The sequence below is a fragment of the Pusillimonas sp. SM2304 genome (genome assembly GCF_031628915.1).
Taxonomy (GTDB): Bacteria; Pseudomonadota; Gammaproteobacteria; order Burkholderiales; family Burkholderiaceae_B; genus Pusillimonas_C.
The window spans coordinates 1,792,275-1,808,503 of record NZ_JAVLUJ010000001.1; the positions used below are offsets into that span (position 1 = coordinate 1,792,275).

Annotated in this window: 14 protein-coding genes; 6 read left to right on the top strand and 8 right to left on the bottom strand. The window is 60.7% G+C overall.

Annotation, left to right across the window (positions count from 1 at the left end; genetic code table 11):
- The first annotated feature begins 77 nt into the window (after positions 1-77).
- From RE432_RS08355 to RE432_RS08365, 3 genes are all read left to right on the top strand, one after another.
- Positions 78-986 (top strand): LysR substrate-binding domain-containing protein, encoded by a 909-nt coding sequence (locus RE432_RS08355; RefSeq protein WP_310932857.1) that lies wholly within the window; start codon positions 78-80, stop codon positions 984-986.
- Positions 987-1,142: 156 nt separating this feature from the next.
- Positions 1,143-2,264 (top strand): tripartite tricarboxylate transporter substrate binding protein, encoded by a 1,122-nt coding sequence (locus RE432_RS08360; protein WP_310932858.1) that lies wholly within the window; start codon positions 1,143-1,145, stop codon positions 2,262-2,264.
- A 46-nt stretch (positions 2,265-2,310) separates the two neighbouring features.
- Positions 2,311-3,147 carry an alpha/beta hydrolase gene (locus RE432_RS08365; RefSeq protein WP_310932859.1) on the top strand — a complete coding sequence of 279 codons (837 nt, stop codon included), beginning with the start codon at positions 2,311-2,313 and terminating at the stop codon, positions 3,145-3,147.
- A 36-nt stretch (positions 3,148-3,183) separates the two neighbouring features.
- Here the strand turns inward: RE432_RS08365 and RE432_RS08370 are convergent, their stop codons facing one another.
- Positions 3,184-4,119 carry a LysR family transcriptional regulator gene (locus tag RE432_RS08370; RefSeq protein ID WP_310932860.1) on the bottom strand — a complete coding sequence of 312 codons (936 nt, stop codon included), beginning with the start codon at positions 4,117-4,119 and terminating at the stop codon, positions 3,184-3,186.
- Positions 4,120-4,348: 229 nt separating this feature from the next.
- Complete coding sequence (locus tag RE432_RS08375; protein WP_310932861.1) at positions 4,349-5,740, bottom strand: PLP-dependent aminotransferase family protein; 1,392 nt, start codon at positions 5,738-5,740, stop codon at positions 4,349-4,351.
- Positions 5,741-5,862: 122 nt separating this feature from the next.
- Between RE432_RS08375 and RE432_RS08380 the strand changes: the two genes are divergently transcribed.
- Complete coding sequence (locus RE432_RS08380) at positions 5,863-6,726, top strand: DMT family transporter (protein ID WP_310932862.1); 864 nt, start codon at positions 5,863-5,865, stop codon at positions 6,724-6,726.
- Positions 6,727-6,807: 81 nt separating this feature from the next.
- Here RE432_RS08380 and RE432_RS08385 read toward each other — a convergent pair whose 3' ends face one another.
- The 6 genes from RE432_RS08385 to RE432_RS08410 all read right to left on the bottom strand — a co-directional run bounded on the left by RE432_RS08385 (position 6,808) and on the right by RE432_RS08410 (position 14,288).
- Positions 6,808-7,974, bottom strand: coding sequence for a mandelate racemase/muconate lactonizing enzyme family protein (locus RE432_RS08385; RefSeq protein WP_310932863.1), 1,167 nt, complete (start codon positions 7,972-7,974; stop codon positions 6,808-6,810).
- 66 nt (positions 7,975-8,040) lie between these two features.
- Positions 8,041-10,185, bottom strand: a complete 2,145-nt coding sequence (locus tag RE432_RS08390) for an acetate--CoA ligase family protein (protein ID WP_310932864.1) — start codon at positions 10,183-10,185, stop codon at positions 8,041-8,043.
- A 39-nt stretch (positions 10,186-10,224) separates the two neighbouring features.
- Entirely contained in the window at positions 10,225-10,989 is a 765-nt protein-coding gene (locus tag RE432_RS08395) for an enoyl-CoA hydratase/isomerase family protein (protein WP_310932865.1), read from the bottom strand.
- Between the two features lie 64 nt (positions 10,990-11,053).
- Positions 11,054-12,238: a mandelate racemase/muconate lactonizing enzyme family protein gene (locus tag RE432_RS08400; RefSeq protein ID WP_310932866.1), complete on the bottom strand. Its 1,185-nt coding sequence runs from the start codon at positions 12,236-12,238 to the stop codon at positions 11,054-11,056.
- A 65-nt stretch (positions 12,239-12,303) separates the two neighbouring features.
- Complete coding sequence (locus RE432_RS08405) at positions 12,304-13,284, bottom strand: tripartite tricarboxylate transporter substrate binding protein (protein WP_310932867.1); 981 nt, start codon at positions 13,282-13,284, stop codon at positions 12,304-12,306.
- Positions 13,285-13,388: 104 nt separating this feature from the next.
- Positions 13,389-14,288 (bottom strand): LysR family transcriptional regulator, encoded by a 900-nt coding sequence (locus RE432_RS08410; RefSeq protein WP_310932868.1) that lies wholly within the window; start codon positions 14,286-14,288, stop codon positions 13,389-13,391.
- A gap of 264 nt (positions 14,289-14,552) precedes the next feature.
- On the opposite strand from RE432_RS08410, the gene RE432_RS08415 reads away from it, so the two are divergent.
- Positions 14,553-15,158 carry a TetR/AcrR family transcriptional regulator gene (locus tag RE432_RS08415; protein ID WP_310932869.1) on the top strand — a complete coding sequence of 202 codons (606 nt, stop codon included), beginning with the start codon at positions 14,553-14,555 and terminating at the stop codon, positions 15,156-15,158.
- Between the two features lie 49 nt (positions 15,159-15,207).
- A complete protein-coding gene (locus RE432_RS08420) occupies positions 15,208-16,194 on the top strand; it encodes an MDR family oxidoreductase (RefSeq protein ID WP_310932870.1) in 987 nt (328 codons plus the stop codon).
- Positions 16,195-16,229 lie beyond the last annotated feature (35 nt).

A 16,229-nucleotide genomic window follows, 5' to 3' on the forward strand; every position in this document is an offset into this window, starting at 1 on the left:
GTCTAGACATGGCGAATAGATCACGTAAGATGAAAAAATCATTATCATGATCACTTAATGATATCGGTAATGACACTATGACACTCGACCAATTACGTGCTTTCGTCACCGTCGTGGAGCAAGGCAGCATACGCGCTGCAAGCCGTGCGCTCGGTATCGCTCAAAGCGGATTGACCCAGCAGATACGCCGTCTTGAGCGTTCACTGAATACGACTTTGTTCGTGCGGGGCAATAGCGGTGTCATCTTGACGCCCGATGGCAATACCCTGTTGACCAGGGCGCACATCATTCTGGGTGAGTGCGCGCGCGTAGAGCAAGAGTTCAACCACCATAAACGCGAGCTGAGCGGCAACATCCACCTGGGCGCCTCTGCCGAGGCCTGCGCACGCCTACTTCCTGTGCCGCTTGCGCAACTGCGAACGCGCCATCCCAATGTGCGTATCCACATCAGCAGCGGTCCCTCTTCTACGCTGCTGTCGGGAATACGCGAAGGCAAGCTGGATTTTGCGGTAACGCTAGTGTCTCCGCGCAGCGATATGGCGGACTTGACCAGTGCTCGATTGACCGTCTCGCAACCTTGTATCCTCTGCCGGCGCGGCCATCCGCTGGCGCAGGCTACTTCTCTGGAAGAACTTGTCGGGGCGGAGTGGATCAACACCAAGCCCTTAGGCCAGCCGCATACCCCTTCGAATCGATTGGGCGACTGGTTCAGTCAGCACAAGCTCCCCGAACCCGTGCTGGCGGTCACAGTGGATTCCCTTCTGGATACGCTCAAGCTTGTGGCTGAAAGCGATTACCTATTCCTCGGGCCCGCCTTTGTGGTTCAGGACGGTGGTTTTGAGAAATCACTGGCCGCCATTCCGATACAGGAAAAGATTCCTGCCGCCGATATTTGTCTGGTGCAACGCAGAGCCGTACCGCTTGCACCGGCGGCACGGACCTTTGCGTCGATGTTGATCTCATTCAACCGGGGGCGAAAAAATTGATGCCGTCTTACCGGTTCAGCGCACAGACACGTCATGTCTGCTGAAGCGCGCAGACAGCGGCTGGCGCACGCAGTCACCTGATTTTGCCGGCGTTGCCGTTCAGCGTACCGGATTCCCCTTCGGTTCCGAGCTGGCTTGCACGTTCCGGCCAGGCTGATGGGCCCAGGCGCCTTCGCTTTCCGCTTGGCTATGCCATTTTTTGATGGCTGGAGGCGTGAAAAATTCTATTGGCCAACAAAATCCTCGCCACTTACCATCAATGCTTTCAAGGCATCACAACGAGGAGATAAACACATGGCAGCAAACATTCGCCGCACGCTCAGCACGGCAATAGGACTTGCAGCGGCGATACTACTCGCCCCCAAAATGGCCCTTGCGCAGAATGCGGATTTTCCGGCCCAGCCGATCCGCATTGTGGTGCCGTATGGCGCTGGCGGCATTGGGGACATCACTGCCCGGGCGTTGTCCCAGTACTTGGATGGCGTGTTCGACCAGCCCGTTGTGGTAGAGAACAGGCCCGGTGCATCCGGCCTCATTGCAATGAATAGTGTAAAAAATGCCAAGCCGGACGGCTATACGCTAGTGATGACGTCGAATACGACCGTCTCGGCCGCCAAGCATATCTTCAAGAACCTGGTTTACGATCCCATGCGGGACTTTTCGCACATCGGCATGGTGGGTTCGTACAACTCGCTTGCGCTGGTTTCGCCCGGCGCACCGTTCAAGACAATTGAACAGTTGGTGGAATACAGCAAAGAGAACCCAAGCCAGATGTTCTTTGGCTACACGAACACATCCTCGCAAGTGCCTGCTGAAATGCTCAATAAAGAAGCGGGCATTGAAATGACGGGCGTGGCCTACAAAGACCCGAGCCAGGCCTTTACGGACCTGGCTTCCGGCCAGATTCAATTTATGTTCATGGACACGGCAGCGGCTACGGGCTTCTTGAAGTCCGGCAAGCTTCTGCCTATTGCCGTGACCTCGCCTGCGCGCATGAGCGACAGGCCCGACTTGCCGGCGATGAGCGAGCTTTATCCGGGCTTTGAATTTACAGGCTACATCACCGTTTCGGCCCCCGCGGGCACGCCCCAGGCCATTGTGGAAAAACTCAATGCGGCAATCGTCAACGCAGCGCATGACAGCAGATTCCTGACTGTGTTGAATACAACAGGCATTACGCCGCAAACATTTTCTGCGCCCGAGCTATTGGATTTCATCAATAAAGAAAATGAGCGCTGGGAAAAGTATGCCGCGGTTGCCAAATTGACGCCGCAATAAGCCACAGGACGCTTTCTGGTTTTTAAATTGAACAGGATCAACACAAATGCCCTATTTGAATGCAGCTGAAAATGCCAATATTTACTACGAAGATTTTGGTAAAGGCATCCCCATCCTATTTGTTCACGCAGGCAGCAGTACACACGACATGTGGGAAAGCCAGGTCGATACGCTGGCGCATAGTTTTCGCACCATCACATGGGACTGGCGCGGCGTGGGCCTGTCGGATAAGCCTTCGGACGGCTACGATGTCGACACGGTGGTGGGCGACTTGGGCGCACTCATTGATGGCTTGGGGTTAGAGCGAGTCATCGTGGTTGGGCATGGCCTGGGCGCGCATATCGCTATCCTTGCCGAAGAGCGGTTTCGCTCCAAGATCGCCGGTTTGGCATTGACGAGTGCGGCGCCGTGGAACAGGGGCGACTATGATGGCGTCGAAGGCGGGCTTTCAACTGAGTTCATTCAATGGCAGGGCGAGAACATGGGCAGCGCGGGCATGAGCAGTGCCGCTGGCTATGCGGCTTTGTTCGAAAACTGGTTGTTTCACAGTCCCGCGCAACCCGCCGACCTGCATGCCGCGATTGCGTGCGCGATCCAGACGCCCCTGTATGTGATGAACCGCTATCGCGCAAGTTTCGCCGGTATTGATCATCGCCAGCGGGCAGGCCGCATTCAGACCCCAACGCTGATCTTGCAGGGCCGTCATGACCGCAAGCAGCGTTACAGCGGTGCGGTACACTTGCAAGGCTTGATCCCTGGCGCCCGCTTGCATACTTTTGAAAACAGCGCCCATATGCCGCACGTAGAAGAAATGCAGCGCTACAACCAGGTGCTGGCCGATTTTGCGCGCGAGGCAACCGATGCGGCGCTGGCCAATGCATAAGGCTACACCCATCTTTATGGGCCTGCCTCGTCAGCCTTAGTCGAAGTCGATCCAGCGTGCGCCGGGCCAACGGTTCTGGCGCACAATTTCTTTTACGCGCGCTTCAAATAGCTGAGCTACGCAGGCGGCCGATTCGGTCAATCGATTCCCGGACGCAATCACCAGCGCCACGCGTCGCTGTAAAGGCGGCTTGCCTATGGGGACGGCCGCAATGCGATTTCTTTGCAAGTCTTCTGCTACCGCAATGCCCGCTAAGACCGTGTAGCCTACGCCGGCCATCAGAAGCGCCTTCGTGAGCGGCGAGTCATCGGCTTCGGCCACGATATTGAGCGGAATTTGCGAGGCGGCGCATGCGCGCTCGATCAAGCCCCTGATGCTATGGTTGCCGGTGGGAACAATGAGCGATAAGCGCGCCAAAATAGACAGCGGCGCATAATCCCGCCACTCTACCTCTGAACCTCGCAACCCCACCAGGAACAAGGGCTCGTCGAGTAGCGGCCGCACTTGAACGCTTGCGGATTCCTTGGGGTCGTACAACAGGGCGATATCCGCAACGCCGTTCTCGACCCACTCTTGCAGTTCGCCCGCGTAGCCGCTGCATAAGCGTAAGCGAACGTTCGGAAATCGGTCCTTGACGACATGCACCAGGTCGCCTGCGAGCAACTCGCATGTGCTGGGTAATAGCCCGACAGTCACGACGCCGCCAATGGAATGCTCGGTCTGGCTGATATCGGCTACGGCCTGGTCCAGAAGGAAAAGCGCTTGCTTGGCCACCTGCACCAGGCGCTCGCCTTCTTCAGTCAAGCGCATGCCGGCGTGCGTCCGGTCGAAGATTCTTTTTCCCAGTGCGTCTTCAAGCAAGCGGACACGGCGCGACAGAGCGGGCTGAACGATGTTGAGTCGCTCGGCCGCTTTCGTCACGCTGCCCGTTTCCGCAATCGCAATGATGGCGCGCAGCTGTTGCAGATCCATATTGCTGGGCTTGCGCCCAAAGGTGTCACCCGGCTTTATTTGATCACCGTTCTCGCGGGTAAGGGGTAGGCCAAGTGTTGTCATGTGGGGCAAGGGACAGCCAAAGGATGCAGAGCTGCGGTGCGGGGTATTTCAAGCCGCTTCCAGCCTGAGCTCGTCCTGCACAGTATAACGGGTGCCATGCGCACGGAGCCGATGCTGACGCTCATCAGATCCAGTCCGTTGTTTTTCAACTGGCGGGTTCAGACAGCGCCTTTTCCAGAACATGGAAGACTTGGTCGTCCATGGATTGTGCGACATTAAAGCGCAAAAAGTCGCCCGCGCTCAATGACTGGCTGAATGCATTGCCGGGCGCCAGCACGACGTTGTCTTTCAGGCACAATCGGGCAATGGTGGCCGCGTCCATGCCTTCCGGCAGTCGGCACCAAAGAAACATGCCGGCCCGGGGAACGAACCAGGGCCGCACGCCGATCGCTTCAAGCCGGGGAAGGATTTTTTCCCTGGCTTCGGTCAGCCTAAGCCGCACGGCTTCCATATGCTTGCGATAGCCGCTGTCGGTCAGCGCCGTGAGCACAATGTTGGCGGCCAGCCGGCCCCCTCCAAAGCTGGTTGCGATTTTCAGGTCGATCAGGTCTTCGATCCAGTCGGCCCGCGCAGCGATGTAGCCGCAGCGCAGCGAGGCCGAGATGGTCTTGGAGAAGCTGCTGATCTGGATGACCCGTGACAGGCCGTCGAAGGCGGCGAGCCTGGGTGCGGGATCGATCTCGAAGTCGGCAAAGATGTCGTCCTCGACGATCACCAGGTCGGCGGCATCGGCAAGTTTCAGCAGCCGGTGCGCAATAACGGGAGACAGCACGGCGCCGGTGGGATTGTGGATGCCCGAGTTGGTGATATAGAGCCTGGGCGCATGGTCCCGCAAGGCGGCGCCGAACGCTTCTATATCCGGCCCGGCCGGGGTGTAGGGGACGCCCACAGCCCGCACGCGATGCGCCTTGAGCAAGGCATGGAAATTAAAATAACAGGGGTCGTCCACCAGCACGGTGTCGCCGGGCTCCAGAAGAAAACGGCAGATCAGGTCGATGGCCTGCGTCCCCGATTCAGTCAGCATGATTTGCTCGGGCGACGCTTCGACGCCGGTGCTTGCCATGCGCCGGGCAAGAAACTGGCGCAAGCCCGGGTGGCCCAACGGCGTGGCGTATTCGGCCAGGTCTGAAGCGCTGCTCCTGGCCAGCGCGCGCAGGGCGCGGCGCATGCCGGTTTCGTACATCATCGAGGGCGGCAGCCAGCCGCAGCCTGGCTTGAGCACGGTGTCGTCCGCATCCAGCGACTGGCGGGAAACCCATAGCGGATCGACCTCCCGGTCGAGCTTGGGGCCGATCTCCGCCAGCGCAAGCGGGGCGGTAGGCCCCGTCACATAGAAACCCGACCCGGGACGGGCGCTGATAAGGCCTTCCGCCGCCAGCCGTTCATAGGCTTCCACCACCGTTGAAACCGAGAGCTTCATGGTCCGCGCCTGCGCGCGAACGGACGGCAGGCGTGTGCCTGGCAAGTACGTGCGGGATGTAATCCGGGACAGGATTTCAGCCTTCACGGCATGGATTCGTGTGTGATTTTGCTTCACGCTATTGGCCTGATCTGTACTGCTTGGTTTTGCACTACAGTTATTTTTAATTGTACTGGATTGTTCCTTGCCGGATTCAGCGCCCGATGTTCCACTGGAGGCTGGGCAACAAGGATGATGCAATGGAAAAAACGACCAGCGGTTGGATCAATGGGTTTATTGGGGTGGCCATTTTTGCGGGCTCGCTGCCCGCGACACGCGCGGCCGTTGCTGATTTCGACCCGACGTTCCTGACCTGCGCGCGGGCGACCATCGCCGCCTTGCTGGGCCTGGCGCTGTTGATCGGGCTCCGGCAGCGCCGTCCGGAACGTGCGGATCTGCGTCCCTTGGCGCTGACCGCTTTGGGTTGTGTTGTCGGTTTTCCGCTATTCACCGCCTTGGCCCTGCAACATATCACCTCCGCCCATTCCATCGTCTTCATTGGCCTGTTGCCCATCTGCACCGCCGTCTTCGCCGTGCTGCGCGGCGGCGAACGGCCCCGGGCCGTCTTTTGGCTGTTCTCGATACTGGGAAGCGCTTTCGTGATCGGCTATGCGGCGCTGGACGGTATCCAGGCTTCGCTGCAAGGCGATTTGCTGATGCTGGCCGCCATTGTCGTGTGCGGGCTGGGGTATGTGGAAGGCGCAGGCCTTTCCCGCAAGCTGGGAGGCTGGCAGGTCATCAGCTGGGCGCTGGTGCTGTCGCTGCCGATCATGCTGCCGCTGGGTTTGCTGACCCTGCCCGCGTCGTTCGGGCATGTCAGCGCGCCGGCGTGGATCGGCTTTGTTTACGTATCGGTTTTCAGCATGCTGATCGGTTTCGTATTCTGGTATCGGGGCCTGGCGCAGGGGGGGATTGCAGCGGTCGGACAGCTTCAATTGCTCCAGCCGTTCATGGGGCTCGGGCTTGCGGCGCTGCTGCTTCACGAAACGGTGAGCTGGCTGATGCTGATCGTCACGTTCGGGGCCGTGGCCTGCGTCGCGGGGGCCAAGCGGTTTTCAACGTGATGTCCTGCGCGGCACATCACGTGCCTACGTAGCGTCCGGCGCCATGAGCTTATACGCCGCCGCCCCTTGGCGTGATGGGCGTCAAGCGACGGTGTAGCGATCCAGGAAGTCTTGCTGGATGGTGATGCCCAAGCCCGGCCTTTCCGGAATTTCTATGGTGCCGTCCTGTACCGTGAATTGTTCTTCCGCAAGGTCCTGCAGCATGGGATTGGCGCCGACGGAATACTCCAGTATCCACCCGGCGGGCGATGCGGCGGCGACATGCATGCCGGCGGCAAAAGCCAGGGCGCCTGTCCAAAGATGGGGGGCCAGCTTGATATTCCACGCGCTGGCAATCGCCCCGATGCGCATCGCTTCGGATATGCCGCCGCAGATGGCGAGGTCGGGCTGGAACACGTCGGCCGCATGCAGCTCTGCCAGGTCGCGGAAATCGAAGCGGTTGAACTCGCTTTCCCCGGTCGCGATGGGGATGGCAGTGGCGGCGCGCACTTCGGCCAGCCCCCGTTTATCGTCGGCGGTCACCGGCTCTTCAAACCACAATAGGTTGCAGTCTTCCACCAGTTGGCAAAACCGCTTGGCCTCGGCCACGGTGTAGGTGCCATGGGCGTCGCAGGCCAGGGCCACGTCCGGCCCAAGGGCTTCGCGCGCGGCCTTGACGCGGCGAGCCGAGTTGATGGGGTTGCCGTCTATGACGCCCACCCGCATTTTGACGGCCTTGAAGCCGCCGATGTCGATATAGCCTTGCAATTGTGCGCCTATATGCTCGGCGTCGGCCCATCCGCCTGATGCATAGGCGGCCATGCGTTCGGATTTCCTGCCGCCCAGCAGGCGCCATACCGGCGCGTCCAGGGATTTGCCGAGCAGGTCCCATAACGCCATATCGATGCCGCTGATGGCCGCGATCGAGACCCCGCGGCGGCCCATGATGGGAAAGACATGGCCTTGCGAGACGGCATAGTGGGCCCGGGAGCCGTTGTACATCAATTCCCATAGGCGATTGATGTCGCGGGCGTCTTCGCCAACAAGCAGGGGGCCGAACTTGCCGTTGATCATCGCGACCAGGCCGCGGCAGTTTGCTTCGCTGCCCACTTCTTCTTTCGCTTCGCCCCATCCGACCAGGCCGGATACGGTTTCTATCCGGACCAGGACGGCGTCGAAGGAAGCGACACGTCCAAAGTCGGAGACATGCTGCTTCTCATAAGGGATGGGTACGTGTAGCCAAACGGCGTGGATGCTTTTGATTTTCATAGGGCAGTGTAAGAAGATGGACCGCAGGCGGCAAGGGGTTGAACCAAAAGAATGCGTAAGCTGGCCTTAATCCGTCAGCAGCGCCGTTGCGGCCTGGCGCGCGGCTTGCGTGTCAGGCTTGAGTCCGTGCCGCCGTTCGATCAGGGCGTCGAGCACGACGAGCTTGTCGGAACTTAGCAGGACGGGGTTGAGGTCAACCGATGCGATGACATCCTCGTTGCGCAGCATCAGGTTGGATAAGCGCACGGCCATGTCCGCCAGGGGTTCGATCGCGATGGGTGGTTCACCCCTGGCGCCTGCAAAAACAGGGGCGATGCGCAAGCCGGCAATGGCCTGCCTGACGTCCTCTACACTGAAGGGCGGCATGAGCAGGCAGTAGTCGGGCATGCTTTCTATGTATTTTCCGCCATCGCTCAGCATGACGACGGGTCCGTAGTTGGGGTCGTTCCTGGCGCCTAGCGCCATCTCCCAGCGGCCGGTTTCCATCGGCGAGACCACGTAGCCAGGCCTTATGTCCATCGCTTGCATCGTCTCTTCACACTGTTTGGCCGCCGCCTGGATGCCGGCCTCGGTGTTCAAGTTCAGAAAGACCAGGCCATACTCGCTTTTGTGCGGCAGTTTGTCTGAGCAGGCTTTCAAGACGACCGGGCCGCCGGTGGTTTTCCAGGCCGCGATGGCATCCTGGACCGTATGGCAGACCGTATGGGAAACCACCGGCAGTCCGGCCGCAGCCAGGGCGGTCAGGCTGTCGGCTTCGCTCAGGAAGGTCCCGCCGCCAGCGGGCAGGATGATCAAGGGGGCTTCTTGCGTGCGGGCGGGCACACGCTGCAGCAGCGCATGATGGCGGGTGACCTGATCTATGGCGCGCAAGGCTTGCGGTTCACCTTTGAAGGTGACGATACCCAGGCGGCGAAAGGGCGCCAGGATGGATTCCAATGTGCTGGATACCATCACCATCCGCCGGGATTCCCTTTCGAACGCGGCGATATGCTCGGCCATGAGATCCAGGTCGTATCCTTCCCCCGCGACGGGCAGGCTGACCAGCAGCGTCTGGGCTTCATCGTCTTGTTTCAGCGTGTCGAACACGTCCTTCAATAGGGCGCTGTTGCTCATCAGCGTCGCCGTCAGGTCGATGGGGTTCGTGCTGGTGGCGTAGCTGGCCAACGCGGCGGCCACGCCGCTTTGGGTCGAGGCGCTTAACTCTGCCAGCGGCAGGGCAAGGGTATCGGCCAGGTCGGCGGACATCACGCAGGATGAACCGCTGTTGCTGATCACCACCAGCTTGCGTCCGATGTGCGCCGCCTGCTTCAGGTACAAGGGCAGGGTCTGCGCGATTTCGTGCAGATCCGAGGCGCGCCAGATGCCATGCTGGCGCAGGAAAGCGTCGATGACATCGTCTTCCCCGGAGAGCGCGCCGGTATGCGATTGCGCCGCCATGGCGCCTTTTTTGCTGCGGCCCGCCTTGATGGCAATGATGGGAACGCCGCGTTCACGGGCCAGTGCCGCTGCCTTGATCAGCATCTCCGGATCTTTGATGCTTTCCATATACAGCACCAGCACTTTCAAAGCGGGGTCTTCCAGCGCTGCGTAGGCCAGCTCGGACACGGTGACATCGGCTTCATTCCCGGTGGCCATTACGTAGCGCACGCCGATGTCCTGTTCACGCAGCAGGGTATATAAAGCGGCGCTGGTGGCCCCGCTCTGGCTAATCACGGCCACAGGGCCGTCCTGGGGCGGAAGCTGCTTGAACATGGTGCTGAAGTTGGCCACCGTGCCGCGATGGAAATCCGCCGTGCCCTGGGAGTTTGGCCCGATCAGCCGCATGCCTGCGCGTGCCGCGGTTTCCATTAGGCGCCGCTGCGCTTCTTTCCCTTCGTCGCCGGCTTCGGCGAAGCCCGAACTCATGATCACCGCTACCCCCACGCCTTGCTCCGCGCAGGCTTGAATGCTGGCCGACACAGCGGGGCCGGCCAGGGCGATGATGGCCATATCGGGCGTTTCGGGCAGTTGCGCCAGGCTGGCGTAGGCGGGCAAGCCTTGCACGCATTCGCGGCTGGGGTTGATGGGGTAGATCTTGCCGGGGTAGCCGAAGCGCCGCAGATAATCCACCGGCCGTCCTCCGACCTTGTTCTTGTCGTCGGAGGCCCCGATAATGGCAACGGATGCCGGCTGGGTCAGTAGCGTCAATAAGCTTTTTTGTGTTGCGGTCATGGCAGCGGATATCAGGACGAAGAAGGTTGAGGGCGCCTTTCAGGCAGGTTTGCGCTTAAGGAAGGCGTCGGCCGCGCGCTGCGGGTCGCCATGGGCATAGCATTCCAGCTGCGCGCGTATGCCTGCCAGGACGGCGTCGTCAAAGCCGGCTTGCGTCATGTCGCGGAAGCGTTGTTTGGATACCCGCAGCGCGGTGGCGGGTAGCTGCGCGTAGCCTGCCGCAACCTCGATGGCCCGGCCCAGTACGGCATCGGGCTCAGCCAGTTCGGTGACCAGGCCGATCTCGTGGGCGCGTTCGCCGGTAATCAATTCCCCGCCAAGCGACATCGCGATATTGTGTGTGTGGCTCACGTGCAGGGTCATGAGATAAGAGCCCACGATACTTGCCAGGCCGGCTTTGACTTCCGGCTGCCCGATGCGGGTAGAGGGCGCAATGATGCGTACATCCGCGCACAGGGCGACCTGAAAGCCGGCGCCGGCAGCCACGCCATTCATCGCGGCGACGCAGGGTTTGTTCAAGTCGCGGACGGACTGGTACATGTCCCGCTGGGCGTTCAGCCAGGGCACGAGGTCTTGCCATTGCATGGCGGCGGATTCCGCCAGGTCCTGGCCGGCGCAAAATGCCTTGCCCCCTGCGCCGGCCAGCACCACGGCCCGCACGGCGGTGTCCGCTTCGGCCGCTTTCATCGCCGCGATCAGCGCGCTGCGCAGCGCTTGGTTGACGGCATTCATACGCTCGGGCCGGTTCAGCGTAATGACGGCCACACTGCCTTCCCGGCACACTTTCACTACATCGTCGCTCATGGTTTACCTCGTCTGCGCAGGCGGCGGCGGTGTCGGCCGCAGCCCCGCATATGTATTGTGGTGATCAGATATAGGCCGGCCCGTCGGTGGCCGGGTAAGCCTTGATGAAATCCTCGTCGACCTCTACGCCTAAGCCGGGGCGGTCCAGCGCCCACACCTCGCCGTTGGCGTCGACCTGGTAAGGCATTTCCACCAGGCGGTCCCGCAGGAAATTGGTTTTCGCGACGTCGGCCTCGAAGTAGCCGTGATTTTCAATGGCCGACAGAAAATGGATCGTAGCCGCCATATTGATGCCGGACATGGCGCTGTGCGGATTGATCGTGATCTTGTGCGCGGAGGCCATGGCGGCGATGCGCAGGCCTTCCGTAATGCCCCCGCACTTGGACAGATCGGGCTGCCAATAGCTCACGGCCCCTTCGCTCAGGAGATGATTGAATTCAAATCGGGTGTAGTGGTTTTCGCCTGCCGCGAAACGCACGCGGCCAAACCCGCGGGCTTCTTGGTAGCTGCGGTAGTCGTGCGCGGGAAAGGGTTCTTCCAGCCATTGCACCCGGTTCGCATCCAGGGCGGGCATGACATCCAGGGCATTCTGCACGGTGTACCCGCAGTTGGCGTCGGTCAGGATGGTGAGTTGTTCGCCAAAGGCTTTGCGTACGGCGCAAACACGTTCAATGTCGCGCTGCACGGTATCGCCCACGCGTACTTTCAGTGCCTGGTAGCCTTGTTCCACCAAGGGGCGCGCTTCTTCCACCAAGGCGTCCGGCGCCTGGTAGCCTAAAGCCACTCCGCCGGCGTATGCGCGGATGCCTTTGCGCCGGCCGCCCAATAATTTCCATAAAGGCCAGCCTGTCGCCTTGCCGCGTATATCCCAAAGCGCCATGTCTATGCCGCTCATGGCCATGCTGGTGGCGGCGCCCATGCCGTGGCTGCCCAGTTGCATCTTATAGACGCGTGCCCACACGCCTACGACGTCGCTGGCATCCATGCCGCATACCAAATGCCGCAAGGTGGTGTTGACAAGCGTGGCAATGGCGATGACCGAGCGGCCATGATGCGATTCGCCGTAGCCGACGATGCCATCGGCGGTCGTCACTTTAACCACGACCGCATCGCGTTTCACCGTGCGGCCGATTCCCAATGTCACGCTGTCCCCCTCGGGCAGAGGGTAGGAAACGGGAAAGGCTTCGATATGCGTGATTGTCAGGCCGCCATGCACTATGCTGCCGGTTTGCGTTGATGCCGTCGACATCGATACTCCTTGAAAGGGGAAAGCGCGTGGGCCGCGCCCACGCATTGAAAGAGCAGCCTGCCCGATCAGTTCATCTGAATATTGGCGGCCTTGACGATCTTGCCCATTTTTTCGCGCTCGCTGCGAATGTGCTCGGCGAACTCTTCAGGGGTATTGCCCACGGGCACCAGGCCCTGCTTGATAAGAGATTGGCGCAATTCGGGCGCTTTAAGAATATCGGCGATCTCGACTTGCAGTTTCTTGACGATCTCGGGCGGGGTCCCGGCAGGAGCCACCACGCCATACCAGGTGCCCGTTTGAAAACCGGGCAGGCCCGATTCCGAGAACGTGGGAACATCCGGCAGGTTCTCGGCGCGCTCTGTGGAGGTCACGGCCAGTGGCTTCAGCTTGCCGCTTTCGATATGCGGAACGAGTGTCACCATATTGTCCAGAATCGCATTGGTTTGCCCGCCCAGGACGTCAGACGTGGCGGGCGCGCTGCCGCTATAGGGCACGTGCAAAGATTTCATCTTCGCTTCCATGTCCAGGTATTCGGCGCCCAGGTGCTGGGCCGTGCCGACCCCACCGTTGGCCACGGTATATTTTTCCGGATTGGCCCGTACCTCTTCCAGCCATTTTTGCGGGGTGTCGATGTCGACGGAAGGATGTACGGCAAGCAGTAAGGGGGCGGCAACCAACTGCGTCACCGGCGCGAAGCTGGTGATGGAGTCGTAAGGGAGGTCTTTATAGACATGGGGGTTGACGGCGGAAATGCCCGCCGCGGTCAGCGTCAGCGTGTAGCCATCGGGCGCGGCACGAGCGCCGGCCGCGGCGCCGATATTGCCGCCCGCGCCCGGGCGGTTCTCGACAATCACAGTCTGTCCCCAACGTTCTGTGAGCTTCTGCCCGATGGTGCGCGCCAGCATGTCGGTGGCGCCGCCGGCCGAAAAAGGCACAATGATCTGTATGGGTTTCTTGGGGTAGTCGGTGTCGGCGTGCGCCGGCGACAGGGCGGTGGCGGCAATCGCCATCGATAGCAAGAAAGGCAGTTTAGCCATTGTTTTCATGAAGTGTCTCCTGGATGTTGTTATATGCGCGTCCCCAAACAGGGAGCTCGATCCATTCTAGAAACACGACGCGTCCGCAACAATGGACTAATCGGTCATACCAGTTATTCCAATAGCTCGCTCATCAGCGTGCGCACGCGATGCGCCACCAGGCGCGCCGCCCGCGACAGGGGCTGGTGCTGGTTCAAGCCCAGGGAAATGGTGCGCACCATGACCGGGTTCACGATGCGCGAGGCGGCCAGCTTGCCGCTGCGCACTTCATCGCTCACGGCCAGCAGGGGCAGGAAGGTGAAGGCTTGTCCGCTGGCCGCGATACGCGTCAAGGCCGAGATGGTGTTGACCTCCAGGCGGATATTGATTTGAATCTGCCGTGCATGGGCTTCGCGATTCAAGAATGCGCGCATGCCGTCCGGCAGAGGCGGCACCACCAGCGGCAAGCGGTGGATGCGTTCATAGTCGACGTCTGCTTCCGCCAGTACCGGCGACCCCGGCTTGCCGATGAGCATGGTGTCCACATAGCCCAAAGCATCTTCGTGATCCCGTTTGGCTTGGTAGCGGTTCATCACGGCCACGTCCAACTCGCCGGTGATGAGTTTTTCTTCCAGTACACCGGTAAAGCTCTCGAGCACCATCAGCCGCACGGCGGGCGCGCGCTCCTGGATGTCGGCGACCAGCCTGGGCAGCAGTTGCCGGGACATGGACGGCACCACGCCCACCCGTACGTTTCCGGCGGGGATGCCTGCGTTATCGGTAATGGAATGGTCCAGCTGCTGCGCTTGCGCGATCAGGGTCTTGACCTGGGGCAAGATGGTCTCGCCGAAGCTGGTCAGCCGCATGCCCCGGCCCGTGCGTTCAAACAGGCGGTCGCCCCAGTCTTCCTCCAGCCGGACAATCTGCTTGCTGACGAAGGATTGCGTGGTGTCCAGAAGCTGCGCGGCGCGGGTGACCGAACCGTGTTCCGCAACCAGTAAAACAAGTTCCAGGTTCTTGAGGCTGAATTTCATCGGAGCCACCGCCATTCAGGGCAGTGCCGGCGTGTCTGGTGGATCGGTAAGCGGCGTGTTCACCGTAGTCTCCATGATTGTTTTCGTGAGAGGGCATATTACCCTTCTCCCCGAACGGGCCGCCAGCAGATCCTGCCTTCACTAAGGCAAGACACGATCATCGCTTGCGGCGGCAGAGCCGGGTAAATGTAGGGGTAAACCATTAATGCCTGCTTCTAATAGACTGGTCTAGTATTAAGGCGTGTTTGATAGAGAATAGCAAATATGCGCGTACCCAGTCAGAAAGCCGGCCGAGACTCTGCTCGCGATATCTTGGTCCGCGTCGGTGTGGAGCTATGCACGCAGGCCGGCTTCCAGTCCACCGGGCTCGACCAGATCCTGCGCGCCGCAGGCGTGCCCAAGGGGTCTTTTTATCATTACTTCAGCAGCAAAAAAGACTTCGGACTGGCGGTGATCGATGCCTATGCCGACTACTTTCACCGGAAGCTGCAGCGCGTGCTCACGTGCGACGAAACGCCCGCCCTGGAACGCCTGACGCTTTTTGTGCAAGAAGCCGAGCGGGGCATGGAAAAGTACGGCTTTCAGCGGGGCTGCCTGGTCGGCAACCTGGCGCAGGAAATGGCCGGCCTTGACGAGGATTTCCGGGAGCGTCTTGAGATGGTCCTGAAACAGTGGGAATCGCAGACGAGCCACTGCCTTCGCCAGGCGCAAGAGGCCGGAGAACTGGATGTTTCGCTGGACGTGGACGAGCTGGCGGAATTCTTCTGGATCGGATGGGAGGGCGCCATTTTGAGGTCAAAACTGACGCGCTCGACTAGGCCCATGAGGGTGTTTGCGGAAGGATTCTTCTCTTTTCTCAGGATTCGCTGAATTTTTTTTCCGGTCCAGAGCCGACTGGTCTATTTTTAAGGAGCTAGACATGTTCAAGGCATTGATGTTGCGCAAGGCAGAGGATGGGTCGACCCAGGCAAGCGTAGAGCAGGTGGATCCTGCTGCACTGCCGGAAGGCGACGTGGAGGTGCAGGTGTCGTTCTCTACCTTGAACTATAAAGACGGCCTGGCAATAACGGGGCGCGGCCCGGTCGTCAGAAAGTGGCCCATGGTGCCCGGCATTGATCTGGCCGGCATCGTGACCCGAAGCAGCCGTGCCGATTTCTCCGAGGGCAGTGAAGTCATCGTGAACGGGCATGGCATGGGAGAGGTGCACTGGGGCGGCTTGGCGCAGGTCGCGCGGGTCCCTGCCGAGTGGTTGACCCACAAGCCGGCTTCCTTGAGCGCCAAAGACGCCATGAGCATAGGCACCGCCGGATACACGGCAATGCTGAGCGTGCTGGCACTGGAGCGCCATGGCGTCAAGGCCGGCGATGGCCCGATTCTGGTGACGGGCGCTAACGGCGGGGTGGGCAGCTTTGCCGTTGCCCTGCTTGCCAGGCGCGGCTACGAGGTGCACGCATCAACGGGACGGCCCGCCGAGGCGGAGCGCTTGCAGGCGCTTGGCGCGGCAGCCGTTATCGACCGGGCCGAACTGTCCGAGGCCGGGAAGCCCTTGCAGAAAGAGCGGTGGGGCGGGGCGGTGGATTGTGTCGGCAGCCATACGCTTGCCAACGTATGCGCTCAAACCCGCTATGGCGGGGTTGTGACGGCCTGCGGCTTGGCGCAAGGGATGGATTTTTCTGCAACCGTGGCTCCCTTCATCTTGCGCGGTATCACGCTGGCCGGGATTGACAGCGTCTACGCGAATGAAGAGGCGCGAAACAAGGCATGGAGCTGCCTGGCTCAAGAAACCGACAGGAATCTGCTGGATGAAATCGCGGATACCATCGGCCTGGAAGACAGCATCGATGTCGCCCATCAGCTGCTCAGCGGGCAGGTCAAGGGGCGGGTCATTGTCGACTTGGCCCTGTGAACTTGCCGCCCATCATTGAAAAACCCATGCCGCCA